25 protein-coding genes are annotated in these 24,248 nt (G+C 64.5%); 8 read left to right on the plus strand and 17 right to left on the minus strand.

The features are described 5' to 3' along the window. Window position 1 precedes the first annotated feature (1 nt). The 4 genes from NOF55_RS18365 (at window position 2) to NOF55_RS18380 (ending at window position 2,972) form a co-directional block, all read left to right on the plus strand. Window positions 2–610: an HD domain-containing protein gene (locus NOF55_RS18365; RefSeq protein WP_306412566.1), complete on the plus strand. Its 609-nt coding sequence runs from the start codon at window positions 2–4 to the stop codon at window positions 608–610. After that, entirely contained in the window at window positions 607–1,143 is a 537-nt protein-coding gene (locus NOF55_RS18370) for a tyrosine phosphatase family protein (RefSeq protein ID WP_306412567.1), read from the plus strand. Before NOF55_RS18365 ends, NOF55_RS18370 begins: the two co-directional genes overlap by 4 nt. Continuing rightward, window positions 1,094–2,095 carry an NUDIX hydrolase gene (locus tag NOF55_RS18375; RefSeq protein WP_370869000.1) on the plus strand — a complete coding sequence of 334 codons (1,002 nt, stop codon included), beginning with the start codon at window positions 1,094–1,096 and terminating at the stop codon, window positions 2,093–2,095. The genes NOF55_RS18370 and NOF55_RS18375 overlap by 50 nt, the downstream gene beginning before the upstream one ends. Before the next feature lie 70 nt (window positions 2,096–2,165). Next, window positions 2,166–2,972 carry a mechanosensitive ion channel family protein gene (locus NOF55_RS18380; RefSeq protein WP_306412569.1) on the plus strand — a complete coding sequence of 269 codons (807 nt, stop codon included), beginning with the start codon at window positions 2,166–2,168 and terminating at the stop codon, window positions 2,970–2,972. 231 nt (window positions 2,973–3,203) lie between these two features. Here NOF55_RS18380 and NOF55_RS18385 read toward each other — a convergent pair whose 3' ends face one another. The 7 genes from NOF55_RS18385 to nadA all read right to left on the minus strand — a co-directional run bounded on the left by NOF55_RS18385 (window position 3,204) and on the right by nadA (window position 10,935). After that, complete coding sequence (locus NOF55_RS18385) at window positions 3,204–3,839, minus strand: EF-hand domain-containing protein (RefSeq protein WP_306412570.1); 636 nt, start codon at window positions 3,837–3,839, stop codon at window positions 3,204–3,206. A gap of 388 nt (window positions 3,840–4,227) precedes the next feature. After that, window positions 4,228–5,097 carry an ABC transporter permease gene (locus NOF55_RS18390; protein ID WP_306412571.1) on the minus strand — a complete coding sequence of 290 codons (870 nt, stop codon included), beginning with the start codon at window positions 5,095–5,097 and terminating at the stop codon, window positions 4,228–4,230. Then, window positions 5,094–5,882, minus strand: coding sequence for an ABC transporter ATP-binding protein (locus NOF55_RS18395; RefSeq protein ID WP_306412572.1), 789 nt, complete (start codon window positions 5,880–5,882; stop codon window positions 5,094–5,096). The genes NOF55_RS18390 and NOF55_RS18395 overlap by 4 nt, the downstream gene beginning before the upstream one ends. A 222-nt stretch (window positions 5,883–6,104) precedes the next feature. Continuing rightward, complete coding sequence (locus tag NOF55_RS18400; RefSeq protein WP_306412573.1) at window positions 6,105–7,139, minus strand: ABC transporter substrate-binding protein; 1,035 nt, start codon at window positions 7,137–7,139, stop codon at window positions 6,105–6,107. Between the two features lie 164 nt (window positions 7,140–7,303). Beyond that, the gene (gene nadC, locus NOF55_RS18405) at window positions 7,304–8,212 is read right to left on the minus strand and encodes a carboxylating nicotinate-nucleotide diphosphorylase (protein WP_306412574.1); all 909 of its coding nucleotides are present in this window, start codon (window positions 8,210–8,212) and stop codon (window positions 7,304–7,306) included. Window positions 8,213–8,233: 21 nt separating this feature from the next. Next, on the minus strand, window positions 8,234–9,829 hold the full coding sequence (locus NOF55_RS18410) for an L-aspartate oxidase (protein ID WP_306412575.1): 1,596 nt from the start codon (window positions 9,827–9,829) through the stop codon (window positions 8,234–8,236). Between the two features lie 32 nt (window positions 9,830–9,861). Beyond that, window positions 9,862–10,935, minus strand: coding sequence for a quinolinate synthase NadA (gene nadA / locus NOF55_RS18415; protein WP_306412576.1), 1,074 nt, complete (start codon window positions 10,933–10,935; stop codon window positions 9,862–9,864). 303 nt (window positions 10,936–11,238) lie between these two features. Here nadA and NOF55_RS18420 point away from each other — a divergent pair, with 303 nt between their 5' ends. The 3 genes from NOF55_RS18420 (at window position 11,239) to NOF55_RS18430 (ending at window position 14,117) form a co-directional block, all read left to right on the plus strand. After that, a complete protein-coding gene (locus NOF55_RS18420; RefSeq protein WP_306412577.1) occupies window positions 11,239–11,892 on the plus strand; it encodes an HD domain-containing protein in 654 nt (217 codons plus the stop codon). 12 nt (window positions 11,893–11,904) lie between these two features. Continuing rightward, a complete protein-coding gene (locus NOF55_RS18425) occupies window positions 11,905–12,750 on the plus strand; it encodes an MOSC domain-containing protein (protein ID WP_306412578.1) in 846 nt (281 codons plus the stop codon). Between the two features lie 146 nt (window positions 12,751–12,896). Then, window positions 12,897–14,117, plus strand: coding sequence for an MFS transporter (locus NOF55_RS18430; protein ID WP_306412579.1), 1,221 nt, complete (start codon window positions 12,897–12,899; stop codon window positions 14,115–14,117). On the opposite strand, the gene recO is transcribed toward NOF55_RS18430, so the two are convergent. The 7 genes from recO to rpoZ form a co-directional block, all read right to left on the minus strand. Further along, entirely contained in the window at window positions 14,118–14,882 is a 765-nt protein-coding gene (gene recO, locus NOF55_RS18435; protein ID WP_306412580.1) for a DNA repair protein RecO, read from the minus strand. It lies immediately after the preceding gene. Between the two features lie 132 nt (window positions 14,883–15,014). Next, a complete protein-coding gene (gene era, locus NOF55_RS18440; RefSeq protein WP_306412581.1) occupies window positions 15,015–15,962 on the minus strand; it encodes a GTPase Era in 948 nt (315 codons plus the stop codon). Window positions 15,963–15,966: 4 nt separating this feature from the next. Continuing rightward, window positions 15,967–16,692: a ribonuclease III gene (gene rnc, locus NOF55_RS18445; RefSeq protein ID WP_306412582.1), complete on the minus strand. Its 726-nt coding sequence runs from the start codon at window positions 16,690–16,692 to the stop codon at window positions 15,967–15,969. Next, window positions 16,689–17,432 carry a signal peptidase I gene (lepB, locus tag NOF55_RS18450; protein WP_306412583.1) on the minus strand — a complete coding sequence of 248 codons (744 nt, stop codon included), beginning with the start codon at window positions 17,430–17,432 and terminating at the stop codon, window positions 16,689–16,691. The genes rnc and lepB overlap by 4 nt, the downstream gene beginning before the upstream one ends. A 158-nt stretch (window positions 17,433–17,590) precedes the next feature. After that, a complete protein-coding gene (gene acpS / locus NOF55_RS18455; RefSeq protein ID WP_306412584.1) occupies window positions 17,591–18,010 on the minus strand; it encodes a holo-ACP synthase in 420 nt (139 codons plus the stop codon). Between the two features lie 29 nt (window positions 18,011–18,039). Continuing rightward, window positions 18,040–20,292 carry a RelA/SpoT family protein gene (locus NOF55_RS18460; protein ID WP_306412585.1) on the minus strand — a complete coding sequence of 751 codons (2,253 nt, stop codon included), beginning with the start codon at window positions 20,290–20,292 and terminating at the stop codon, window positions 18,040–18,042. A gap of 230 nt (window positions 20,293–20,522) precedes the next feature. Continuing rightward, the gene (gene rpoZ, locus NOF55_RS18465; protein WP_306412586.1) at window positions 20,523–20,927 is read right to left on the minus strand and encodes a DNA-directed RNA polymerase subunit omega; all 405 of its coding nucleotides are present in this window, start codon (window positions 20,925–20,927) and stop codon (window positions 20,523–20,525) included. Window positions 20,928–21,208: 281 nt separating this feature from the next. Between rpoZ and NOF55_RS18470 the strand changes: the two genes are divergently transcribed. Continuing rightward, the gene (locus NOF55_RS18470; protein ID WP_306412587.1) at window positions 21,209–21,781 is read left to right on the plus strand and encodes a LabA-like NYN domain-containing protein; all 573 of its coding nucleotides are present in this window, start codon (window positions 21,209–21,211) and stop codon (window positions 21,779–21,781) included. Between the two features lie 132 nt (window positions 21,782–21,913). Here NOF55_RS18470 and NOF55_RS18475 read toward each other — a convergent pair whose 3' ends face one another. From NOF55_RS18475 to dapA, 3 genes are all read right to left on the minus strand, one after another. Then, the gene (locus NOF55_RS18475) at window positions 21,914–22,414 is read right to left on the minus strand and encodes a ferritin-like domain-containing protein (protein ID WP_306412588.1); all 501 of its coding nucleotides are present in this window, start codon (window positions 22,412–22,414) and stop codon (window positions 21,914–21,916) included. A 159-nt stretch (window positions 22,415–22,573) separates the two neighbouring features. Then, on the minus strand, window positions 22,574–23,053 hold the full coding sequence (gene smpB, locus NOF55_RS18480) for an SsrA-binding protein SmpB (protein ID WP_306412589.1): 480 nt from the start codon (window positions 23,051–23,053) through the stop codon (window positions 22,574–22,576). A 102-nt stretch (window positions 23,054–23,155) separates the two neighbouring features. Further along, window positions 23,156–24,043: a 4-hydroxy-tetrahydrodipicolinate synthase gene (gene dapA / locus NOF55_RS18485; RefSeq protein WP_306412590.1), complete on the minus strand. Its 888-nt coding sequence runs from the start codon at window positions 24,041–24,043 to the stop codon at window positions 23,156–23,158. Window positions 24,044–24,248 lie beyond the last annotated feature (205 nt).

The following is a 24,248-nucleotide window of genomic DNA, read 5'->3' on the forward strand; positions in this document are numbered from 1 at the left end:
CATGGCCGAGAAAGTAATCCGCGCCTGGCAAAGGATGATCTCGGGCAGGCGTCTCGACCTGCTCGATCCCTCGCCGCTCGATGTGGAAATCTCGGACATCGCCCACGGTCTGGCGCGGGTTTCGCGGTGGAACGGCCAGACCTTCGGCGACCATCCCTTTTCCGTCGCCCAGCACAGCCTCGTCGTCGAGGACATCTTCCGCCGTCTCGGCAAGGCCAATGCGCTGGAATGCCAGATGGCGCTGCTGCACGACGCGCCGGAATATGTGATCGGCGATATGATCTCGCCCTTCAAGGCGGTGGTCGGCGGCGGCTACAAGATCATCGAGAAGAAGCTGGAAGCGGCCATCCATCTGCGCTTCGGCCTGCCGCCCCATCCCGACCGGGTGCTGAAGGCACGCATCAAGAAGGCGGACACGGTGTCGGCCTTTTTCGAGGCGACGGAACTGGCCGGCTTCACCGCCTCCGAAGCCCACCGGTTCTTCGGCGTGCCGCGCGGCTTCAGCCGCGATACAATGGCGATGACGCCCTTGCCCGCCAAGGAAGCCGAGGAACGCTTTCTCGAACGTTTTCATGCGCTTGAAAAAGAACGTGCAGAAGGTGATTCATGAGCCTCATCGTCGTCTCGCCGCTTGGGCGCATCGCCGAAATGGCCGTCCGCCACCGCGTGCGGGACATGGTGTCGCTGCTGTCCGACGGTCATGATTTCCACCGGCCGGGCCTCATTGCGCCCGAGCGGCATCTGGTCCTGCGCATGCACGATATCGGCTGCGCGTCGGCTGGCCGGATGACCGGCCCGCAGGACGCGCAGGTCGCGCAGCTGATCGCGTTCGCCCGCGCGTGGGATCGCGCCGCGCCGCTGCTCATCCATTGCTGGATGGGCATTTCCCGTTCTCCGGCCGCCGCCCTCGTCGCCGCGCTGGCCGTCATGCCCGAAACCGACGAGCGGGACTTGGCGCTCAGGCTGCGCAAGGCCTCGCCCTTTGCGACGCCCAATGCCCGCCTCGTTGCGCTCGGCGACGCCCTGCTGGGCCGCGAAGAACGCCTCACGGCGGCCGTCAAGCACATCGGCCGCGGCGCGGATGCCGACGGCAATGCGCCCTTCGTCCTGCCGCTCGACGCCGGCGAGGCCGCCGATGGCTGAGCGCCCCACCTCCGTCGAGATCGGCCTCAACGCGGCGATCGTCGCTGTCTCCGACAACACGCCGCGCATTCTCGTGACCCGCGAAACGGCAGGCGAGCCGGAGGGCCTGCCCTACGGGCCGTTCGACCCGACCGTTCACCGCACGATGGAAATGTCGCTGCGTGATACGGTCGAGCGCCAGACAGCGCTGGGGCTCGGCTATATCGAGCAGCTTTACACCTTCGGCGACCGCGGCCGACAGCACATTCCCGGCGAAAAGGGGCCGCATCTGGTGTCGGTCGGCTATCTGGCGCTGACGCGCATGGACCCGGACTGCGCCGCCCGGCTGGAGGCCACCGGCGCGCACTGGCGCGACTGGTACGGCTTCCTGCCCTGGGAGGACTGGCGCGGCGGGCGACCGGCGCTGATCGACCGCGTGCTGATGCCGGCGCTGACCGGCTGGGCGGAAGCAGGCCCCGGCAGCGAGGCGGCGGCGCGCAGGCTGCGGCTGAAGCTCGCCTTCGGCAACGAGGATTTCCCCTTCGACGAGGAACGCGCGCTGGAGCGCTACGAACTGCTCTACGAGGCCGGTCTGGTCGAGGAGGCAGTCGCGGACGGACATGCGGCCGGTCCCGCCGCCGCGCTCGGCATCGCCATGCGGTTCGACCACCGCCGCATCGCCGCCACCGCGCTTGCCCGGCTGCGCGCCAAGATCAAGTACCGGCCCGTCATCTTCGAACTCATGCCTCCGGAGTTCACGCTGACCGAATTGCAGGCCACCGTCGAGGCGATTTCGGGCCGGCACCTGCACAAGCAGAATTTCCGCCGGCTGGTGGAAGGGGCGGAACTGGTGGAGCCGACCGGCGGCACCGCCACGGCAACCGGCGGCCGGCCGGCCGCCCTTTTCCGCTTCCGCCGCCGGATCGTCGGGGAACGCCCCGCCCCCGGCCTGAAGCTCGGCGGACGCGGATAAATACCCGCCCTGCGGTTGAACCGTTGCGCGCCCGCTCCATGTCTTTCCGAACGGAAACGGACGGAACGGCATGGAACAGCAAACGACGGAAATTCTTCAGGCGACACAGGCGGCAGCCATTCAGGCCAGCACGCTTGCGGTGCAATATTCCTTCTCCATTATCGGCGCGTTGATCCTGCTGATCCTCGGCTGGCTCGCCGCCGGGCTGCTCAGGGGATGGGCCTTCCGCGCCCTTTCCCGCATCCGGGGCTTCGACGAGACGCTGGCGCGCTTCTTCTCCAATGCGCTGCGCTACGCCATCCTCATTCTGGTGGTGGTGATGGTGCTCGGCCAGTTCGGCGTGCAGACGGCGTCGATTATCGCCGCGCTGGGTGCCGCCGGCCTCGCCATCGGCCTGGCGCTTCAGGGCACGCTGCAAAACATCGCGGCGGGCATCATGCTCCTGGTGCTGAGGCCCTTCCGGGTGGGCGAATATATCGAGACCGCCAGCATTTCCGGCACGATCACCGAAATCGGGCTGTTCGCCACCGAGATGAAGACGCCGGACGGGCTCTACCGGCTGGCCCCCAACTCGACGCTGTGGAACGTGCCGATCACCAATTTCAGCCGCGAGGACACCCGCCGCCACGACCTGACGGTGACGGTCGGACTGGATGCCGACATCGACAAGGCGGAAGCGCTGCTGATGGGGCTTGCGCGGCAGGACAAGCGGGTGCTCGACTCGCCCGCGCCGGAAGTCTTCGTGGCCGATCTGACCGAAACAGGGGCGCTGATCACCCTGCGTTACTGGGTGCAGCGATCTCTGTGGTGGCGGACGACGCGGGACCTGACCCGCGCCGCGAAGCTTGCCCTCGACGAGACGGGCAAGGAGGACTGAAACCCTCCTTCATTCGTCGCCATTCCGAACCGCATCCGGAATCGAAAGGAGCGCCGCACCCGTCGTGGATGCGGCGCTCTGCGAAGCCTGGAGCATTCCGTCTTCTCACGGAAACGCCGAAATACTCCAACTCTCTGTTTTTACGCAATTCCTGACGCAAAACCGGTTCCCGGTTTTGCTGGAAATGCTCTAGCGACGAAGGTCGTCCGCCGCATCCGGTTTCCGGGTGCCTCAGGCCGTCAGCAGGACCGATTGTTCAGCGGCCTCTTCTTCGAGATTTTCCAGATAGCTGTCGATCACGCTCTGTATCTGCTCCAGAAATTCGGCCAGGCTGGTCTCGCTGTCGACGGTTGCGCCGTCTTCGGTCTCAGCCGCAGCCAACGGCGGCGGCGGAGGCGGACCTTCCGGGCGCATCGCCGCGAACTCCTCGGCGCTCACCGCGCCGTTGCCATCGGCGTCCAGCGTGGCGAAGAGCGCGGCGGACTGTTCATCGCTGACATCCTCCGGCTTGCCGGTCAGGAACTCGGCTTGCGTCAGCACACCGTCGCCATCGGCGTCCAGAGTGGTGAAGAAGTCTCCGGTGCCGCTTTCGCTCCCGCCGGACTGGCTCTCGCCGCTCGCCGACTGCATCAGAAACGAGCTGATGAGGGAAGACAGCTTCGCGAGCGCCGAGCTTGCGGCGGTCTCTTCCTCCTGCCCGGCGGCCGTACCGGACGTCAGCGAGGAGGAAGCGGTCGAGGAGGACGCGCCCGACTGTTGGGCGGCGGCGAGTTCGTCGGCGGAAACGACGCCGTCGCCATTCTTGTCGAGGCTGGATTTGTAACCTGTGCTGTAACTGTATGCGGAAAGCGATGTGACGCTGGTCATACAGGACTCCCTGTGATTCAAGGTGTTTTCGGGAAACGCAGTACGATGGTGGAGGGCACCCGTAGACCGGGTGGAATCATCACTTTCGGCGCGGTTGCGGGCGGAAAACCATGCGCTGGATATCGTCCGGGAGGCGCCGACATCCGGGTGCGCCGAGGACAGGACGACGCGACCTGGAAGTGACGCGCAGACGATCGCGCGTCGCACCGCTATCAATCACGGCGGCAGGACACTAGGCCGCTTGCCGGCAAGCGTCAAAACGCATTAATCAGGGGTAAGAATTGCCCGTGATTTTCCCCGAGGATCGCCATCATTCGCCGCCCCGCCCCGGGAAAACAAAAAGGGCGGCGCCCCGGAAGCGCCGCCCGTCTCATGCCATCGGAGCCGCTTACTGCCCCATCGTGGAGCGGTGCGCCCAGCCCGTCATGCGCCGCTCGAGCCAGGCCATGAGCGCATACATGGCGATGCCCTCGACGGCGAGCATCAACAGGCCGGCGAAGACCAGCGGCACGTTGAACTGGCTCTGGGCCGAGCTCATCATGTTGCCGAGGCCGTAGTTCGAGGCAACCGTTTCCGAGACCACCGAGCCGACGAAGGCCAGCGTGATGGCGATCTTCAGCGAGCCGAAGAAGTAGGGCATGGAACGCGGAATGCCGACCTTCAGCATGATGTCCATCTTCTTCGCGCCGAGCGCGCGCAGCACGTCCTCCGTCTCCGGCTCGATGGTGGCGAGCCCCGTGGCGACGTTGACGACGATGGGGAAGAAGGAAATCAGGAAGGCGGTGAGCACGGCCGGCACGGTGCCGATGCCGAACCAGATGACGAGGATCGGCACGAGCGCGACCTTCGGAATGGCGTTGAAGCCGATCATCAGCGGATAGAGGCCAGCATATATCGTCTTCGACCAGCCGATGAACAGGCCGAGCAGCAGCCCCGCGATAACGGCGATGATGAAGCCGAAGGTGGTCGTGTAAAGCGTCTGGAGCGAGTTCTTCCAGATCGGCGACCAGTATTGCACGATGGCCTCGAACACCCGGAGCGGCGACGGCAGGATGGTGGGCGGCATGTTCAGCGCCAGCACCAGCAGTTCCCATATCGCGAACAGCGCCAGCGTATAGAGCCAGGGCGCGGCCTTCACCCAGTCGATGCGCTCGAAAAGCGGCGCGGACCGGTTGGCAAGCCGCTCGGCGATGGCCTTGTCGGCGGCCTCGACGCGGGCGAGAAGCACGGGATCGTTGGGTTCGACATAACCGCTCATGCCGCGACCCTCGCATTGGCGATCTCGGCATGCAGTCCATGCACCATGTCGTTGAAGGCGGTGTCGTAGGTCAGGTCGATCTGGCGCGGGCGCTCGAAGGGAACCCGGTGCTCGGCCAGAACCCGCCCCGGGCGGGCGCTCATGACGAAAATCTTGTCGGCGAGAAACACCGCCTCGCGCAGGTCGTGGGTCACGAGAACGATCGTCACGCCCTGCGCGGCGTGCAGATCGCGGATGACGCACCACAACTCCTCGCGGGTGAAGGCGTCGAGTGCGCCGAAGGGCTCGTCGAGCATCAGCAGTTCCGGCTCGTGGATCAGCGCGCGGCAGAGATTGGCGCGCTGCTGCATGCCGCCGGAAAGCTGCCAGGGATATTTCGAGCCGAAGCCCTTCAGGCCGACGATCTCCAGCAGGCGCTCGGCCTGTCCGATGTATTCCTTCTTGTGGGCGCGCAGTCGCTTGCGGTGCCGCTCGACGATCTCCAGCGGCAGCAGGATGTTTTCCAGCGTCGTGCGCCAAGGCAGCATGGTCGGGTTCTGGAAAGCCATGCCGACGATGGAAACCGGCTCCGTCACCTGTTTTTCCGCGACGATCACATTCCCCTTTTGCGGAATGTGCAGGCCGGTGACGAGCTTCATCAGCGTGGACTTGCCACAGCCGGAAGGGCCGACGACAGCGGCGAATTCGCCCTTGGCCACGGTCAGGTTGAGGTTGGAGACGGCAAGCGTCCCTTCCGGGCCGCCATATCGCATGTCGACGTTTTCGATGGATACCAGAGGCGGCATCGGTGGTGGTTCTCCTGTTTTCGGGCGGAAAGCGGCTTCCCTTCTGAAAGCCCGGTCCCCTTCCCTCCGTCATGGTCGGGCTTGATCCGACCATCCACGCCGCACCCACGACATGGATCCTCGGGTCAAGCCCGAGGATGACGGAAGAGAGGCTTCGATGACGGACGAAAGGCTTCAGTGGCCCAGCCCCGGCCCGGGGGCCGGAGTGGACAACCGTCGCAATCAGGGAAGCAGGCGCTCTTCCTTCGGCGGCAGGTAGCTGGCGTCGAAGATCTGTTCGGCCGTGACCTTGCCCTCGAGCCCCATCGAGATCTTCAGCGTTTCCAGCGAGGCGGCCAGACGCTCGGGATCGACGCCGCCGAAGCCGTTTTCGATGACGTAGGGCGTCTTGATGTTCATGTCGTTGGCCATTTGCAGGCGTTCCTGCTCGATGTCGACATTCAGCGTCTCGTTGCGCTTCAGCACCGCTTCGGCACCGGCCTTCGGATCAGCGACGGCATCGGCGAAGCCCTTGGCGAGCGCCCTCAGGAAACCCTTGACGGCCTCCGGGTTGGCTTCGGCGAAATCGGTGTTGACCAGGATGGCGTTGCCGTAAAGGTTGAGGCCGTGCTCGGCCATCAGGATGGTCGCGATATCCTCGGCGGGCGTGCCCTGGGCCTTCAGGTTGAGGATGACCGAGAAGGCAAAGCCGAAGACAGCGTCGACGTCGCCCTTGGCCAGCATCGGCTCGCGCACCGGAAAGCCGATGGATTCGATGGTGATGTTCGAATCATCGATACCCGCCACCTGCTTGAAGGCCGGCCATTGCGCGAAGGCGCCGTCCGGCGGCGGCGCGCCGAGCTTCTTGCCTTCCAGCGACTTCGGGTCTTCGGTGATGCCGAGCGCCTTGCGGCCGACGACCGCGAAGGTCGGGCGCTCGTAGATCATCATGACGGCCTTGACCTTCTGGGTCGGGTCCTTGTCGAGGAACTGGATGACCGAGTTGATGTCGCCGAAGCCCATCTGGTAGGCGCCGGTGGCAACACGCGGAATGGCCTCGACGGAGCCGTTGCCGCTATCGATGGTCACATCGAGGCCTTCATCCTTGAAGTAACCCTTGTCCGCCGCCAGCAGGAAGCCGGCAGCCGGACCTTCGAACTTCCAGTCGAGCGTGAACTTGATGGCCGTGTCGGCGCGCGCCGGCACGGCAAGGCCGCCGGCCATGCCCAGCAGGGCGGCGGCGGCAACGAGGCCGGTAAACGTTCTGCGCATCAACATTGTGTGAAATCCCCCTGTCGGATTGTGTGATCTGATCGGGGCTATTCAAAACAGGTTCGACTGCGCGCGCAAGACAAAATTGCATATAAACTAGTCAATTTCTTTTTACGCGCATTCAGTAGGCATGTAAGCCATTTTTTAGGCACACACCGCCGAAAATTGCATCAGTGCGTCACGACATCCAGACCGACATCCAGTGTCGGCGCCGTCATGGTGATTTTGGATGTCGAGATATAGTCGACGCCGCTTTCCGCGATGGATCTGACCGTGGTCAGATCGACATTGCCGGACGCCTCCAGCGTCACGCGGCCCGGCGCGCGGCCATAGGCTTCCGGCGACAGGCCGGCATGCCGGCGGTTGATCTCCACCGCCTCGCGCAGCAGGTCGGGGGCCATATTGTCGAGCAGGATGGCATCGGGCGCCGCCGCCAGCGCGTCGCGCATCTGCTCCAGCCCGTCCACCTCGATCTCGATCTTCACCAGATGGCCGCAATAGGCGCGGGCCGCGGCGACGGCGCCGGCGACACCACCGGCAACGGCGATATGGTTATCCTTGATGAGCACGGCATCGTCGAGGCCGTAGCGGTGATTCGAGCCGCCGCCCAGCCGTACGGCGTATTTCGCCAGCGAGCGCAGACCCGGCAGCGTCTTGCGCGTGCAGGTGATCTTTGCCCGGGTGTGGGCGATTTCCGTCGCATAGCGCGCCGTCAGCGTGGCGATGCCGCTCAGGTGCATGAGGAAATTGAGCGCCACGCGTTCCGCCGACAGCACCGGGCGTGCCGGGCCGGCGACCGTGACCAGCGAATCGCCCGGCTGCACCCGGTCGCCGTCCTCCACATGCGCCGTGAAGACGATGGCCGGATCGACCAGCCGGAAGGCGGTGCGGGCCAGTTCCAGACCGGCGACCACGCCGTCCTGGCGCGTGTTGACGCGGGCCTCCGCCGCCAGCGACGGCGCGATGGTCGCATAGGTGGTGATGTCGCCGGCCCTGCCGAGATCCTCGAGAAGGGCTGCACGAACCTGATCCTCCAGCAGAATGGCGGGAAGCGCGGGGCGTAGCGGTGTAACGGTCATTGGATCATCCTTCCCCAATCGTCAAAGAGCGGCAATCTCCGCCGCGCGCGCCTCGGCCTGTTTCAATGTCAGGAAGGTGCGGCGGCGCAGGGCATCCTGCGGTTCGGCGTGGTCCGCGCGGAAATGGCCGCCGCGGCTTTCCGGGCGGTCATGGGCGGCGACGGCGACCAGCCTGGCGGCGGCAACGATATTCGCAAAGCGCAGGCGCGGATTTTCGTGTTCGAGCCGGTGGATCTCGCGAAGCGCGTGCTTCAGCCCCTTCGCGTCGCGGATCACGCCGACATCGTTCGCCATGATCCGGCGCAACTGCTTGAGTTCCGCGCTGTCTTCCAGCGTCACCAGCTCGTCGTTCTCGCCGGCGTTCTTCGGCCAGTTGCGAATGCCGTTCTGGAGAATGAGCCCCTTGATGCTTTCGGCAATGCGCGCGCCGAAGACCACGGCTTCCAGCAGGGAATTGGAAGCGAGCCTGTTCGCACCGTGCAGGCCGGTGGACGCCACCTCGCCCGCCGCCCACAAGCCGTCGAGCGAGGTGCGTCCGTCGGCATCCACCATCAGGCCGCCCATGTGATAATGAACGGCCGGCACGACCGGGATCGGCCGGGTGACGGGATCGATGCCGGCGGCCATGCAGGAGGCGTAAACCGTGGGGAAGGCATCCGGAAAATGCTTTCCCACGGCCTTGCGGCAATCGAGAAACGCGCCGCGCCCAGCCCGGACCTCGGCAAAGACGCCCCGCGCCACGATATCGCGGGGCGCAAGCTCGGCATCGGGATGGATCGCCGCCATGAAGCGCTCGCCGGCGCCGTTGACCAGCAGCGCGCCATCGCCGCGCAGCGCCTCGGTGGCCAGCGGCGCAGGATCGCGGCCGATATCGATGGCGGTCGGGTGGAACTGGACGAATTCCGGATCGGCGACGACCGCGCCGGCGCGGGCGGCCATGCCGAGCCCCTGCCCCCGCGCCTCGGCGGGATTGGTGGTGACGGCGTAGAGATGGCCGATGCCGCCCGAGCAGAGCACGACGGAACGGGCCGGAAAGACGATGCGCCTCTTCGACTGGCCGGCATCCGGCCGGGCGATCACGCCCGTCACCGACCTGCCCTCGCGCACCAGATCCTCGACCACATAGCCTTCCAGCACGCGGATGGTCGGCGTTTTCCGCACGGCGGCGATCAGGGCTTCCATGATGGCCCTGCCGGCCATGTCGCCCCTGACACGCACGATGCGCCGTTCGGAATGCGCCGCCTCGCGCGAAAGCAGGAGCCGGCCTTCCAGGTCTCGGTCGAACGGAACGCCGTAGGACAAGAGGTCGCGGATGCGCTCGGGGCCTTCGGACACGGTCAGCATGGCGATCTTCGCATCGACGATGCCCGCGCCGGCCGCAAGCGTGTCGGCAAGATGCCTTTCGAACGTGTCGCCCGGGCTCATCGCGGCGGCGATGCCGCCCTGCGCCCAGGCGGAGGAGGCGCCCTGCCCGATGGGCGCCGCCGCCAGCACCGTCACCGGACGGGGCGCAAGCTTCAGCGCGCAGAACAGCCCGGCCAGACCGCCGCCCACGATCACCACATCGTCCACACCGCCGAAACTCAGCGGCACCGCGACTTCACCTGCAATTGCCATGTGCCCCTCCCCGCAGCCGCGGGCATTTGCCGTCAGGCCTTGAGATTGATCATCCGCTCGACGGCGAGGCGGGCGGGCGCGGCAATCGCCGGATCGACCGTCACCTCCTCCGTCATGAAAAGCAGGCTGTCGAGAATTTTCGGCAGGGTAATGCGCTTCATGTGCGGACAGAGATTGCACGGTTTGACGAAATCAACCCCCTCCACTTCCGCCTGGATGTTGGAGGCCATAGAGCATTCCGTGACCAGCAGCACGCGCTCCGGCTTCCGCTTCCTGACATAGTCGATCATGCCGGAGGTCGAGCCGGAATAATCCGACACGTCGAGCACGCTCGGATGGCATTCGGGATGCGCGACGATCTCGATCGTCGGGTCGGCCTCCCTGAAGGCCAGCAGTTCATCCGCCGTAAAGCGCTCGTGAACCTCGCAATGGCCGGCCCAGGTCAGGATCTTCTTGTTGGTGCGCCGGGCGACGTTCATCGCCAGATATTCGTCCGGGATACAGAGTACGGTGTCGGACTCGAGGCTTTCCACCACCTCCACGGCATTGGCCGAGGTGCAGCAGATATCCGTTTCGGCCTTCACCTCGGCGGAGGTATTCACATAGGTGACGACCGGCACGCCCGGATAGCGGCGCTTCAGCTCGCGCACATCCGCGCCCGTGATCGATTCCGACAGGGAACAGCCGGCGCGGCCGTCGGGAATCAGCACCGTCTTGTCCGGGTTGAGCAGCTTGGAGGTCTCCGCCATGAAGTGAACACCGCACTGGACGATGATGCCGGCCTCGACCTTCGTCGCATCGCGGGCAAGCTGGAGCGAATCCCCGACGATATCAGCAACGCAATGGAAGATGTCGGGCGTCTGGTAGTTGTGCGCCAGAATGACCGCGTTGCGCTCCTGCTTCAGGCGGTTGATGGCGTGGGCATAGGGCGCATAGACGGGCCATTCGATTTCCGGGATGAAATGGCGGACGCGTTCGTAAAGATGCGCCGTTTCCTTCGCCACCGCCGGCGTGAACGCCAGATCCGGGCGCTCCAGCACGCCGAACCGCTCCGCCGCCGAAAGCGCCACTCCTCCCGTGGCGCGCAACGCTGCCTGCCCAGCCATAGTCCGTCTCCTCTCAAGCCGCTCCCCGCGGCCTCGGCCATTTATACTCAAATTGAGCATAAGTGGAGCCAAAGAAAACCGGCACGAGCCGGTGGATTCGATTTAAAAACTTTTGTGACGGTTTGCAAGGATGAATTCGGATAATTGGTCGCTTGCCCGGATCGGGCTGCGCCGCTGGAGCATTTCATCTTTTCATGGAAATGCTGACATGCTCCAGTTCATTGGTCCTGCGCAATTCCGGACGGAAAACCGCTTCATGCTTTTCCTGGAATCGCTCTAAACCCGGCGGCAATGGAGATGCCGATGAACACCGTTTGCCTGCCCGCACGCTTCGCACCCCACGAGACATTGGCGGCCGCGCTCCTTCCCCACCTCGACGACACCGGCGACGGATCGCACGATCTTTCCCACATCGCCCGCGTCTTCCGCAACGCCATGCGCATCCACGAACGGGAAGGCGGCAACGGGCGCATTCTCGCCGCTGCCGCCCTGCTGCACGATTGCGTGGCGGTCGAGAAGAACTCGCCGCTCCGGACGCAGGCATCGCGCCTTGCCGCCGACAGGGCCGCCGCCATCCTCGAAGGGCTCGGCTGGAGCGACACCGACCGCGCCGCCGTTCATCACGCCGTCCTGACGCACAGTTTTTCCGCCGGCCTCGTGCCCGAAACCCGGGAAGCGGAAATCCTTCAGGATGCCGACCGGCTGGACGCCATCGGCGCGGTCGGCGCCGCACGCTGCTTCTATACGGCGGCGCGGATGGGCTCGGCGCTCTACGATCCGGCCGACCCGCTGGCCGAAAACCGCCCGCTCGACGACCGCGCCTATGCCCTCGACCATTTTCCGGCCAAGCTCTTCCGGCTCGCAGAGGGGTTCAAGACCGCGACCGGACAGGCTATGGCTAGGGAACGACACGCGCGGCTCGTCGCCATATACGGGCAGTTTCTCGACGAAATCTGAAAGGTCAACGGCATGCGGGTTTCGGACCTCTCCATCTATCCCCTGAAAAGCGGCCGCGGCATCGCGCTCGAAACCAGCCCCGTCGACGCCTTCGGCCTTTCCGGGGACCGGCGCTTCATGCTGGCCGATCCGTCCGGCCACTTCATCACCCAGCGCGAGTTGCCGGAACTGGCGCAGGTCGAGGCGGCGGTCGTCGGCGGAACGCTTCATCTCGGCATGGGCGCGGAACGCCACGCCGCGCCGCTTACCGGCTTCACCGCGCGCAAGGACGTCGCCATCTGGAAATCCATCGTCAATGCGGCGCTGGCGGACGAGGCGACCAACGCCACCCTTTCCCGCTGGCTCGGCCGCGATGCGGTTCTCGTCCACTTCGACAAAAACGCATACCGGGCGGCGAGCCCGGACTGGGCTGGCGACGATTCGCCCGTGACCTTCGCCGACGGCTACCAGATCCTCGTCACCACCACCGCCTCGCTCGACGCCCTGAACGCTAACATGGCCGCGCATGGTGAGGCGTCGGTCGGCATGGACCGGTTCCGCCCGAACATCGTCATCGACGGCAGCGAGGCCTTCGCAGAGGATCATTGGGCGGCGATCGAGATCGGTGGCACCCGGTTCGACCTGGTGAAGCCCTGCGCCCGCTGCATCATGACGACGCAGGACCAGCAGACCGGTTCGCGCGAGGGGGCGAGCCCCATGAAGGCGATGGGCCGCATCCGCATGTCCGCCGACCGCCGCGTGCCCGGGCCGCTCTTCGGCTGGAACGCGGTGCCGCGCGGCGCCGGATCGCTGGCGCTCGGCGACACGGTGACGGTGCTGGAAACGCGGGCCGACGGCTGGGCCTTCAAGCGCCGCTGACGACACCGGTCCGGCAGCGTCCAGGTCCCGTCCGCAGGCGCGACACGGCGCCCGTCATCAACGGACGTGAACAATACCATCAGTAAAAATCGCTTTTCGCGACAGGGCCGCGGCAGTATTGCATTTTCCATATCCGGAGGAAGCCCATGTCCGCCCACCCGCGCCAGTCCCTGCCCTGGCTGATCATCGTCAGCGGCTCGCTGATCGCCATCCTTTCGGTCGGGCCCCGCTCGGCGATGGGCTTCTTCCAGATGCCGCTCCTGTCGGAGACAGGCTGGGACCGCACCACATTCGGTCTGGCGATGGCCATACAGAACCTCGCCTGGGGTCTCGGCCAGCCGCTGTTCGGCGCCGTGGCCGACAAATACGGCACCGGCCGCGTGCTCGTCATGTCCGGTCTGTTCTATGCCGCGGGGCTTTTCCTGATGTCGCTCGGCCAGTCGCCGGTGCTGCTGCATATCGGCGGCGGCGTGCTGGTCGGCCTCGGCGTCGCCGCCGGCTCCTTCGGCATCATTCTTTCGGCCTTCGCCCGCAACGTGACGCCGGAACAGCGCTCCTTCGCATTCGGCATCGGCACTGCCGCAGGTTCGGCCGGCATGTTCCTGTTCGCGCCGATCTCGCAGGCGCTGATCGCCAATGTCGGCTGGGCGGACGGCCTCGTCTGGATCGGCGCCATGACGCTGCTGATCCCGGTGCTGGCATGGCCACTGAGGGGTAACGCCCAGTCCGGAAGCCAGAAGGCGTCCGACAGCAGCCAGACGGCATCGCAAGCGCTGGCCGAGGCCTTCGGCCACCGCAGCTATGTGCTGCTGACGCTCGGCTTCTTCGTCTGCGGCTTCCAGGTTGCCTTCATCACCGCGCATTTTCCGGCCTATCTCAACGACCGCGGCATTCTCGCCCCCTGGCCGGTGGTGGCGATGGCGCTGATCGGCTTCTTCAACATCATCGGCTCGCTCGGCGCCGGCTATCTCGGCCAGCTCTACTCGAAGCGCTATATCCTCGCCTTCATCTATCTGACCCGGTCCGTCGCCGTGACGGCCTTCCTCCTTCTGCCGCAGACCCCGGCCTCTGTCGTGATCTTCTCTGCCGTCATGGGCATTCTGTGGCTTTCCACCGTGCCGCCGACCAATGCGCTGGTCGCCATCATGTTCGGCACGCGCCATCTCGGCCTGCTCGGCGGACTGGTCTTCCTGTCGCACCAGGTCGGCTCGTTCCTCGGCGTCTGGATGGGCGGCGTTCTTTACGACCGGCTCGGCTCCTATGATCCGGTCTGGTGGTTCGGGGTGGGTCTCGGCCTTCTCGCCGCGCTGGTGCATCTGCCGATCCACGAGACGGGTGTCGCCCGGCTGCGGGCAAAGGCCGCCTGACTATTCGGCGGCCTCGCTCGCCGCGCCGCGGTCCTCGCAGCCCTTCAGCACGGCCTGAACGAAACCGTCCCTGACCGAGCCGCCGGCAATGCCGCGCGGCTCGTAGACGTTGCGGCTCATGAAGAACGCCGTCAACCGGAAGGCCTCGGCCAGCGCCGCCCCCGTGGCCGGACGCAGCTCGGCCTGGCCGCCGTTCAGGAAATCCGGCAGGGCCAGCAGGCGCGGCGCATAGGGCTCGCCCGCCGCCCGGCAAACCGCCCTGCCCGATTTCGGCGACACATAGACGAGATCGTCGCGCCCGCCCGTCGCCGCGCATTCGCTGAGATCGAGGCCGAAGCCGAGATCGTCCAGAACGGCCAGCTCGAAGCGCACGAACAGTTCGCCGGCCACGGCAGGGTCCTGCAAATGATCGAGCACGACGCCGAGCGCCTCGTAAAGATGGGGATGGGGATCACGCTCCGGCAGGAGCCGCAGCAGGGCCGCAACGGCCTGGACACCATAGACGGACAGCGCCCTTTCCATCAGCGCCGCCGCTCTCAGCCGGACCGGTTCGAGGCGGAACTCGCCGAGATGCTCGGACAGGCGCGCGCGCCACGTGACCTCCACCCCGTTGCCCGGCTGGAGAACGGGCTGCATGGACCGCGAGCGACCGGACCGGACGAGCCCCATGTGGCGGCCATGCCGGCGCGTCATCACCTCCGCGATGACGCTCGTCTCGCCATGTCGGCGCACACCGAGCACGATTGCCTCATCCTGCCATTCCATGCTTGCGAAACGCTCCTCAAGAGAAGGCGGGCCGCCGCCCTTGCCTTCGTCAAGCCCGAGGAAGACGGAAGTGCGTGGGGCAATGCGCTGCCTTCGAAAGCCGACTCACTCTACCCCATCGGCGGAATGCTGTCATTCCTTCGGGAAATCGAGGCCCATTTCACGGAAGCGTGCGGGGTCGTCACCCCAGTTCTCGCGCACCTTGACGAACAGGAACAGGTGGACCGGCTGCTCGAGGATTTCCGACAGCTCCTTGCGCGAGGCCGTCGAGATCGCCTTGATGGCATCGCCGCCCTTGCCGAGCACGATCTTCTTCTGGCTGTCGCGCTCGACATAGATGACCTGCTCGATGCGCACCGATCCGTCCTCGCGCTCCTCCCATTTTTCCGTCTCGACATGGGAGGAATAGGGAAGCTCCTGATGCAGCCGCAGGAAAAGCTTTTCGCGGGTGATCTCCGCCGCGAGCTGGCGCATCGGAAGGTCGGAAATCTGGTCTTCCGGATAATACCAAGGCCCCTCCGGCAGCGCCCTGGCGAGATGGCCCAGCAAATCCTCGCAGCCCGAGCCGGTCGTCGCCGAGACCATGAAGGTGTGCTCGAAGGCGACGGCCTGATTGGCGTCGGCGGCGAGCTTCAGCAGCGCCTCCGGCTGCACCCGGTCGATCTTGTTCAGCACCAGGATCTTCGGCTGCCGAACCTCCTTCAGGCCCTCGAGGATCGCTTCGGCGTCGCCGCGCAGGCCACGCTCGCTGTCGATCAGCAGCATGATGATGTCGGCGTCCCTCGCCCCGCCCCAGGCGGACGTGACCATCGCGCGGTCCAGCCGGCGGCGCGGCTTGAAGATGCCGGGCGTATCCATGAAGACGATCTGGGCGTTGTCGTGGATGGCGATGCCGCGCACCACGGCGCGCGTCGTCTGCACCTTGTGGCTGACGATCGACACCTTGGCGCCGACGAGGCGGTTGAGCAGCGTCGATTTGCCGGCATTCGTCGGCCCGATCAGCGCCACGAAGCCGGAGCGGGTCGGCAATACGTCCTCGGCACCGCCCTCGGCGGCGAAATCGTCATCCTGTCCGGTCATGGCTTTACTCTCGCTCGTCGGAATTCTGCTTCTGCCAGACGCCCTCGCGTTCCAGCATGCGGGTGGCCGCGACCTGCTCGGCGGCGCGGCGCGACCGTTCCACGCCCGTTTCGGGCGCCACGCCCGGCACTTCCACCGTCACCGTGAAACGGGGATCGTGATCCGGGCCGGAGCGGTCGTCAATGCGGTAACTGGGCGTGGCCGCGAATTTCGCATGCGCCCATTCCTGCAATTCGGTCTTGGCGTCGCGGCGGAACTCCGCCGTACCCATCGCCCGCTTCTCCCAGTAGCGCTGGATGAAGGTACGGGCCGCCTCCAGGCCGCCATCGAGATAGATCGCGGCGATCAGGCTTTCCACCACGTCGGCGCGCACGTTCATCATGCGCTTGCCGGTCAGCTTCTGCACATCGGCGCCGGTGCGGATGAAGAGGTGAAGCTCCAACTCGTCGGAAACGGCAGCGCAGGTCTGGGCGCTCACCAACTGGTTGAGGCGCACCGAAAGCTCGCCCTCGGTCGCGGCGCGAAAGGAGCGGAACAGAAGCTCGGCAACGCAGAGGCCGAGCACGCGGTCGCCGAGGAACTCCAGGCGCTCGTAGCTGCCCTCGCGGCCGTTCAGCGCGCTGGAATGGGTGAGCGCACGCTCCACGCGCGTCCAGTCGCTGAACCGATGCCCCATCGCCGCTTCGAGACGGTCGCGATTTTCCGTCAGGAAGGACTTCTTCCGGTTCATTGGACGCCCTTGAACAGGCGATCCCAACGCATGTTGGTCGGCCATTTCCAGATTTCGCGGAAGGACGTGTCGTTGCCCAGCGAGAAGAAGATGACGCTGGCGCGGCCGATCAGGTTTTCCGAGGGCACGAAGCCGACGTCGAAGCGGCTGTCGAGCGAATTGTCACGGTTGTCGCCCATCATGAAATAATGATCCGCCGGCACGACGAACTCGCGGGTGTTGTCGCCGCGCGACACCGGCGACTGGTCGAGCGTGTCGTAGGCCACGTCGTTGTCCAGCGTTTCGCGATAGACCGGAATGTTGTCGCCGGGCTCCATGCCGTAATCGGAGGTGAAGCGGCCGTCCTCGACCTTCGGCACCGGCTGGCCGTTGATGTTCAGCACGCCGTTGATCATCTGCACGCGATCGCCGGGCAGGCCGACGACGCGCTTGATATAGTCGATGTCGGTGTTCGACGGCAGGCGGAAGACGACAATATCGCCGCGCTCCGGCTCGGAGGCGAGGATGCGCCCGGAGAACAGGTCCGGCGAGAACGGCAGCGAATATTTCGAATAGCCGTAGGAGAACTTGTTGACGAACAGGTAGTCGCCCACCAGCAGCGTCGGCATCATCGAGCCGGACGGGATGGTGAAAGGCTGGAAGAAGACCGTGCGGATGATCATGGCGAGCAGAAGCGCCTGGATGATGACCTTGATGTTCTCCCACAACGCGTTCGGCTTGGGTTCGGTTTTATCGGACACGGGGCGCTTCCATTCCTCAATTCGTATTCGCATCGGCCCGAAACGTTTCGCGATCCTTCGGATCAGCCGTCAGCGCTTCGGGTCTTTCGTTTTCCGCATGCCGTGATCGCAAAACCGCTGCACGCTTCTGCGCGACATGCTTCAGGCCAGGCACTTCTCTAGCCGTTCGGGGCGGCGGCGGCAAGCGGACGCGCCTCGATGATCACGAAAGCCTGAGCATAGGGGTGCTCGTCCGTGATCGTCAGGTGGATGAAAGCCTCATGGCCGTCCGGCAGAAGTTCCGCCAGCTTTTCCGCCGCGCCGCCGGTCAGCTTCATGGTGGGCTTGCCGCCGGGCAGGTTGACGACACCCATATCCTTCCAGAATACGCCATTCGCAAGGCCGGTGCCGAGCGCCTTCGAACAGGCCTCCTTGGCGGCGAAGCGCTTGGCGTAGGACGCCGCCCGGTTCTTGCGCCGCTCGGACTTGGCCTGCTCGACGCCGGTGAAGCAGCGATGGACGAACCGCTCGCCGAACCGTTCCAGCGATTGCTCGACCCGGCGGATATCGATGAGGTCGCTGCCGATGCCGATGATCATGACGATTTCCTTCCCTCGACGCAGAGCCGTCAATCATAGACGCGCCTGACCGTCGACACGCAGTCCTGCTCCTTGAGGCGCGACAGGAGCTGGCCGAACTGCCGCAGATCCCAGACCTCGACATCCACCGAGATTTCCGTGAAATCCGTGGCAACCCGCACCATCGACAGCGTGCGGATGTTGACGTCGAGATCGGCGATGACCCGCGAGATGGTGGCCAGCGCGCCGGGCTCGTTGATGACGTTGACCAGGATGCGCGCGGAAAAACGGGACTTGTTCTCCTCATCCAGATCCCAGCGCACATCGATCCAGCGGTCCGGCTCGTTGTCGAACTTCTGCAACGCCGGCGCCTGAATGGGATAGATGGTGATTCCGTTTCCCTTTTCAACGATGCCGACGATCCGGTCGCCCGGCACGGCGCCCGAAGGGGCGAACCGCACCTGCACATTGGCGGAAAGCCCGCGGATCGGCACCGGCTCCGGTCCGTCCGGCCCCTCCTCGGTCGGCACGGCAAGCGCGCCGGCCTGCGGCCCCTTGTCTGGAATGCGGAACACCATGCCGGAGGCGGAGCGGACGTTGAACCAGCCGTCGTCGCTGGACTGCTTGACCGTGACGCGCTCGTCCTTGAAATCCGGGTAGACGGCCTTCAGCACGTCGAGCGAGGACAGCTCGCCGCGCCCGACGGCGGCGACGGCATCCTCGACGTCCTTGTGACCGAGCCGGTGCAGCACCGGCTTCATCGCATCGCGCGAGAAGGCCTTGCCGGCCCGCTCGAAGGTGCGTTCCAGAATGCGATGGCCGAGGCCGGAATACTGCTTGCGGATCGCCAGGCGCGTCGCGCGGCGGATGGCGGCGCGCGCCTTGCCGGTCACGACGATTTCCTCCCAGGCGGCGGGCGGCACCTGCACGCCCGAGCGGATGATCTCCACCTCGTCGCCATTGGCCAGACGGGTGACGAGCGGCATCATGCGGCCGTTGATCTTGGCGCCGACGCAGGTATCGCCGACATTGGTGTGGACGGCATAGGCGAAATCGATGGGGGTCGCGCCGCGCGGCAGGGCGATCAGCTTGCCCTTGGGGGTGAAACAGAAGACCTGGTCCTGGAACAGCTCGAGCTTGGTATGTTCCAGAAATTCCTCGGCATTGTCGCCCTCGGCCAGCGCCTCGATGGTGTGGCGCAGCCACGAATAGGCGCTGCTTTCGCGCGACAGAAGATCCGCCTCGCCGCCGCCGGCATTGGTGTTCGTGCCGTCCTTGTAGAGCGTGTGGGCGGCGATGCCGTATTCGGCGATCTCGTGCATATGGAAGGTGCGGATCTGCAATTCGATGCGCTGGCGGGAGGGGCCGACGATGGTGGTGTGCAGCGAGCGATAGTCGTTCTGCTTGGGCGTGGAGATATAATCCTTGAAACGGCCCGGGACCACGCGCCAGCGGGTGTGGACGATGCCGAGCGCCCGGTAACAGTCCGCCACCGAGCCGACGAGGATGCGGAAACCGTAGACGTCCGAAAGCTGCTCGAAGGAGAGCGATTTCGACTGCATCTTGCGAAAGACCGAATAGGCCTTCTTCTGGCGACCCGTGACCTCGGCTTCCAGCAGGCCGTTGGCGACCAGCAGGTCGCGCAACTCGTCCTCGATCTTGTGGATCAGCCCCTCGTTGCGCTCGGAAAGCTCGCGCAGACGATTGGTCACGGTCTCGTAGGCCTCCGGATTGAGGTATTTGAAGGAAAGCTGCTCCAGCTCCTCGCGCATGTCCTGCATGCCCATGCGCCCGGCGAGCGGCGCATAGATGTCCATCGTCTCCTCGGAAATGCGGGCGCGCTTGTCCGCCGGCATGTGCTCCATCGTGCGCATGTTGTGCAGCCGGTCGGCGAGCTTGACCAGAAGCACGCGCACGTCGTCGGAAATGGCGAGAAGCAGCTTGCGCAGGTTTTCCGCCTGCTTGGCCTTGCGCGAGACGAGGTCGAGCTTCTTGATCTTGGTGAGCCCTTCCACCAGCCGGCCGATTTCCTCGCCGAAAAGCTCGTCGATCTCGGCGCGGGTCGCCGTCGTGTCCTCGATGGTGTCGTGCAGGAGGGCGACCGCGATGGTCGATTCATCCATGCGCAGTTCGGTCAGGATGGCGGCGACTTCGAGCGGATGCGAGATATATGGGTCGCCGCTGGCTCGCTTCTGCTGACCATGCTTCTGCATGGCATAGACATAGGCTTTGTTCAGGAGTGCTTCATTGGCGTCTGGCTTGTATTTCTGAACCCGTTCGACGAGTTCGTATTGCCGCATCATTGCGCAGGCTCTCCACAAAGCAAAAGAGCGCCAGCCGAAGAGCTGACGCGCATCCAATCATGTCTCTTGGGCAAAGTGCCGCCACCCAACCCTGCTTGGCAAGCCGAAAATAACACCCTCGGGCAGAAATCGGCAGGAAAACGGAGAGGAACTGGCGTCTTCGGATACGTCTCGGAGCGAAAAACGGAAAATTGCCCCCGATCGGTACGGCCGGGGGCGGAAATCCGCTCTCAGTAGTCGTCGCTCTTTTCCGGCGGAACGAGACCCTCGATACCGGCCAGCAGTTCCTCTTCGGACATCTGGTCGAAATTGATGGTTTCGGGAAGATCCTCTTCCTCGCTCTCGCCGGCGACGGCAACGCCGCCCGCCGCGATGAGGGTCGACGGATCGGGCTCCGGCTCGTCCACTTCGACATGCTTCTGGAGCGAATGGATCAGGTCTTCCTTCAGGTCGTCGGGCGAGAGCGTCTCGTCGGCAATCTCGCGAAGGGCGACCACCGGGTTCTTGTCGTTGTCGCGGTCGACGGTGATGGGCGCGCCCTGCGAAATCTGGCGGGCGCGATGACCGGCGAGCAGCACAAGCTCGAAACGGTTATCGACTTTGTCGATGCAATCTTCAACGGTGACGCGGGCCATAGCCAGTCCTTTGCGGTCTGAATGTCGTGTAATTGACACAGGGCGATACATTCAAAACGCGGCGAATTCAAGTTTTTCCTCCTCATCGGCGCGAAGGCGGCACAACAAACCCTCGAAACGGGAATATTTCCTGTCTCAACCGCCAGATGCTTGGAAATGGGAAAAAGCTGCCCTAAATCCGCCTGCATAGGGTGTGTTTGAAAAAGAAACACACCTCGTGGACTCGTTTTCATGACGCACACTTTGAAGGCGAAAGCTGTTTTTCGACAAAGGATAAACCCGTGTTCGACCCCCGTGAAAAAATCGCCCTGTTCATCGATGGCGCCAACCTCTACGCCGCGTCGAAGAGCCTCGGCTTCGACATCGATTACCGCAAGCTTCTCAAGGCCTTCCAGAAGCGCGGCTATCTGTTGCGCGCCTATTACTACACCGCCCTCATCGAGGACCAGGAATATTCCTCGATCCGCCCGCTGATCGACTGGCTGGACTATAACGGCTACAAGGTCGTGACCAAGCCGGCCAAGGAATTCACCGACAGCATGGGCCGCCGCAAGATCAAGGGAAACATGGACATCGAGCTTGCCATCGACGCGATGGAACAGTCCGGAACCGTCGATCATCTGGTGCTGTTTTCCGGCGACGGCGATTTCACGACGCTGGTCGAGGCGCTCCAGCGCAAGGGCCGCAAGGTCTCGGTGGTGTCCACCATGTCGACCCAGCCGCCGATGATCGCTGACGACCTGCGCCGCCAGGCAGACCACTTCATCGACCTTTCGACGCTCAGGGCCGAAATCGGCCGCGAGGCCAGCGAACGCCCGGCCCGGACGGTGGAACCGGCAAGCGACGAAAGCTGAACGGCAACGGGGAAGACGGAGTTATCCGCCTTCCCCGTGCCTATAAAGCAATTTCGGAAAACGAGTGAATCGGTTTTCCGTCCCGAATGGAGCATGTCGGCGTGTCCATGAAACGCCGGCATGCTTTTGGCCTCAGGACGCCTTGCGCATGGCCGAGCGGCCGGCCTTGTTGACGTTCAGCACGGCGATGTTGGTGAGCTTGCTGTTTGCCGCCTTCTCCTCGTCGAGGATCTGCGACAGGATCATGTGTGCCTGCTCGTGGCCGAGCACTTTCGCCCATTCCCGCAGCGCGCCGTAACGGGCGATCTCGTAGTGTTCCACGGCCTGACAGGCGGCGAGAAGACCGGCGCTGAGAGCCGTGCCGTCCGCTTCCTCCATCAGCCCGTCTGCTTCCTTGAGAAGCCCTTCGATGGCGTCGCATTTTTCGCCTTCGACCTTCAGGTCGAGGGATTCGAAGACCTGCTTCAGCTTGTCGATCTGGGTCTTGGTTTCGGCCCGGTGGCTCTCGACCGCCTTGGTCAGCTCGGCATCCTTCGATGCCTTCGCCACTTTCGGAAGCGCCTTTAGAATCGCGTTCTCGGCGTAGTAGACGTCCTTGAGCGTATGCTCGAAAATATCTTGAAGCGTGTGCATTACGTTGTCCTCCTTGGGCTTCATACCCTCGCGGACAACGGAACGGCAGGAATATGGTTCCAGACGGCCAGGCGATATTCCGGCCTCCTGCGGCTCCGCCCCTTCCGCCTTCTGGCGACAAGACAACAGAGGGCGGGCCGATGCCCGCCGCGGGAAAATTCAGCTCCGATCCTTGAGCAGGCGCGACTTTTCCCGGTTCCAGTCGCGTGCTTTCTCGGTCTCGCGCTTGTCGTGCAGCTTCTTGCCCTTGCCGAGCGCCAGTTCGAGCTTGGCGCGCCCCTGGTCGTTGAAATAGATCTTCAGCGGGATCAGCGTCATGCCCTCGCGGTTGATGGCGGCGCGCAGGCGGTTGATCTCGCGCTTGCTCATCAAGAGCTTCCGGCGGCGGCGGGGCTCGTGGTTGAAGCGGTTGGCCTGGAGATATTCCGGCAGGTAGGAGTTGATCAGCCACATCTCGCCATCCTCGTCCGAGGCGTAGGATTCGGCAATGTTCGCCTTGCCTTCGCGCAGGGATTTCACCTCCGTGCCCTTGAGGACGAGGCCGGCTTCATAGGTGTCGATGATTTCATAATTGAAGCGTGCCTTGCGGTTTTCCGCAACGATCTTCTTGACGACACGCTGGCTGCCTTTGGGGGCCATGATCCATTCCGCTTCATGAAAGCGCCCTCCCGTGGATCGGGAAGGCGCGGTTTCTTACGTTGTCTGCCGTCTATATAGTGCGCGCCGGCAGCGGGAGAATACTCAGTTCAGCAGGCCCGCATGGCGCAACGCGACATCGATCGCATTTTCGGTAGGCGCTTCCAGGTCCGAGGTCAGGGGCGAGCGCACGGTGCGCGTGACCTTGCGGCCGATGCGCCAGAGCCCGTATTTCGCGCCACAGACGCCCGGTTCGATGAACAGCGCCTTGTGCAGCGGCATCAGCCGATCCTGATAGTCCAGCGCCCTGGCGTAATCGCCCGCCGCCAGCGCCGCCTGGAACTCGGCGCACAGGCGCGGGGCGACATTCGCCGTCACCGAGATGCAGCCGACGCCTCCATGCGCATAATGACCGAGTGCCGTGCCGTCCTCGCCCGAAAGCTGGATGAAATCCTTGCCGCAGGCAATGCGCTGATCGGACACCCGCTCGATCTTGCCGGTCGCATCCTTGACGCCGACGATGTTTCCATGCGCCTTGGCAAGCGCTCCCATCGTTTCCGGCAGCATGTCCACCACCGAGCGCGGCGGAATGTTGTAGATGATGATCGGGAGGGAAACGCTTTCGGCAACCGCCGAGAAGTGGGCATAAAGCCCCTTCTGCGTCGGGCGGTTGTAATAGGGCGTCACGACCAGAAGGGCGTCCGCGCCGGCCTTTTCGGCATGGCGGGCCAATTCGATGGCTTCATGCGTGTTGTTGGAGCCTGCCCCGGCGATGACCGGAACCCGTTTCGCCGCCGCCTCGATGCACAGTTCGATGACGCGCTTGTGCTCGTCATGCGAAAGCGTCGGGGACTCCCCCGTGGTGCCGACGGGAACGAGGCCGTGGCTGCCTTCGGCGATCTGCCATTCGACATGACTGACGAAAGCATCCTCATCGACCTCGCCCGTCTGCGTAAACGCGGTGATAAGGGCGGGAATGGATCCCTTGAACATGCAAGACTCCTTGGCCGGGACTGAGCGTTCCGACCGTATTCGGCGTTAAAACTGGCGCACCATAAATCGCGTCGCCTTCCGCTTCAAGCGACGAGCAGCGGCAGCCATGAGGCGAAATCACAGAAAGGCCCGATTCTTCCGCCTTCTGGTAGCATTTCGTTAAGAACAACCTTCGTTTAATGGAGTGCTGAGGGTCTGATACGGG

It is taken from the genome of Ectorhizobium quercum, assembly GCF_026552795.1.
GTDB lineage: Bacteria > Pseudomonadota > Alphaproteobacteria > Rhizobiales > Rhizobiaceae > Ectorhizobium > Ectorhizobium quercum.

Bases quoted from the DNA above. Each gene is read 5' to 3' on its own strand.
- NOF55_RS18365 (WP_306412566.1), top strand. From the start codon at position 2: ATGGCCGAGAAAGTAATCCGCGCCTGGCAAAGGATGATCTCGGGCAGG.
- NOF55_RS18375 (WP_370869000.1), top strand. From the start codon at position 1,094: ATGCGCCCTTCGTCCTGCCGCTCGACGCCGGCGAGGCCGCCGATGGCT.
- acpS (WP_306412584.1), bottom strand. From the start codon at position 18,010: ATGATCATCGGCATCGGCAGCGACCTCATCGATATCCGCCGGGTCGAG.
- NOF55_RS18400 (WP_306412573.1), bottom strand. From the start codon at position 7,139: ATGTTGATGCGCAGAACGTTTACCGGCCTCGTTGCCGCCGCCGCCCTG.
- NOF55_RS18410 (WP_306412575.1), bottom strand. From the start codon at position 9,829: ATGGCAATTGCAGGTGAAGTCGCGGTGCCGCTGAGTTTCGGCGGTGTG.
- NOF55_RS18390 (WP_306412571.1), bottom strand. From the start codon at position 5,097: ATGAGCGGTTATGTCGAACCCAACGATCCCGTGCTTCTCGCCCGCGTC.
- NOF55_RS18380 (WP_306412569.1), top strand. From the start codon at position 2,166: ATGGAACAGCAAACGACGGAAATTCTTCAGGCGACACAGGCGGCAGCC.
- nadA (WP_306412576.1), bottom strand. From the start codon at position 10,935: ATGGCTGGGCAGGCAGCGTTGCGCGCCACGGGAGGAGTGGCGCTTTCG.
- NOF55_RS18460 (WP_306412585.1), bottom strand. From the start codon at position 20,292: ATGATGCGGCAATACGAACTCGTCGAACGGGTTCAGAAATACAAGCCA.
- rnc (WP_306412582.1), bottom strand. From the start codon at position 16,692: ATGAACCGGAAGAAGTCCTTCCTGACGGAAAATCGCGACCGTCTCGAA.
- era (WP_306412581.1), bottom strand. From the start codon at position 15,962: ATGACCGGACAGGATGACGATTTCGCCGCCGAGGGCGGTGCCGAGGAC.
- nadC (WP_306412574.1), bottom strand. From the start codon at position 8,212: ATGACCGTTACACCGCTACGCCCCGCGCTTCCCGCCATTCTGCTGGAG.
- smpB (WP_306412589.1), bottom strand. From the start codon at position 23,053: ATGGCCCCCAAAGGCAGCCAGCGTGTCGTCAAGAAGATCGTTGCGGAA.
- NOF55_RS18425 (WP_306412578.1), top strand. From the start codon at position 11,905: ATGCGGGTTTCGGACCTCTCCATCTATCCCCTGAAAAGCGGCCGCGGC.
- NOF55_RS18370 (WP_306412567.1), top strand. From the start codon at position 607: ATGAGCCTCATCGTCGTCTCGCCGCTTGGGCGCATCGCCGAAATGGCC.
- NOF55_RS18430 (WP_306412579.1), top strand. From the start codon at position 12,897: ATGTCCGCCCACCCGCGCCAGTCCCTGCCCTGGCTGATCATCGTCAGC.
- NOF55_RS18385 (WP_306412570.1), bottom strand. From the start codon at position 3,839: ATGACCAGCGTCACATCGCTTTCCGCATACAGTTACAGCACAGGTTAC.
- recO (WP_306412580.1), bottom strand. From the start codon at position 14,882: ATGGAATGGCAGGATGAGGCAATCGTGCTCGGTGTGCGCCGACATGGC.
- dapA (WP_306412590.1), bottom strand. From the start codon at position 24,043: ATGTTCAAGGGATCCATTCCCGCCCTTATCACCGCGTTTACGCAGACG.
- NOF55_RS18395 (WP_306412572.1), bottom strand. From the start codon at position 5,882: ATGCCGCCTCTGGTATCCATCGAAAACGTCGACATGCGATATGGCGGC.
- rpoZ (WP_306412586.1), bottom strand. From the start codon at position 20,927: ATGGCCCGCGTCACCGTTGAAGATTGCATCGACAAAGTCGATAACCGT.
- NOF55_RS18475 (WP_306412588.1), bottom strand. From the start codon at position 22,414: ATGCACACGCTTCAAGATATTTTCGAGCATACGCTCAAGGACGTCTAC.
- NOF55_RS18420 (WP_306412577.1), top strand. From the start codon at position 11,239: ATGAACACCGTTTGCCTGCCCGCACGCTTCGCACCCCACGAGACATTG.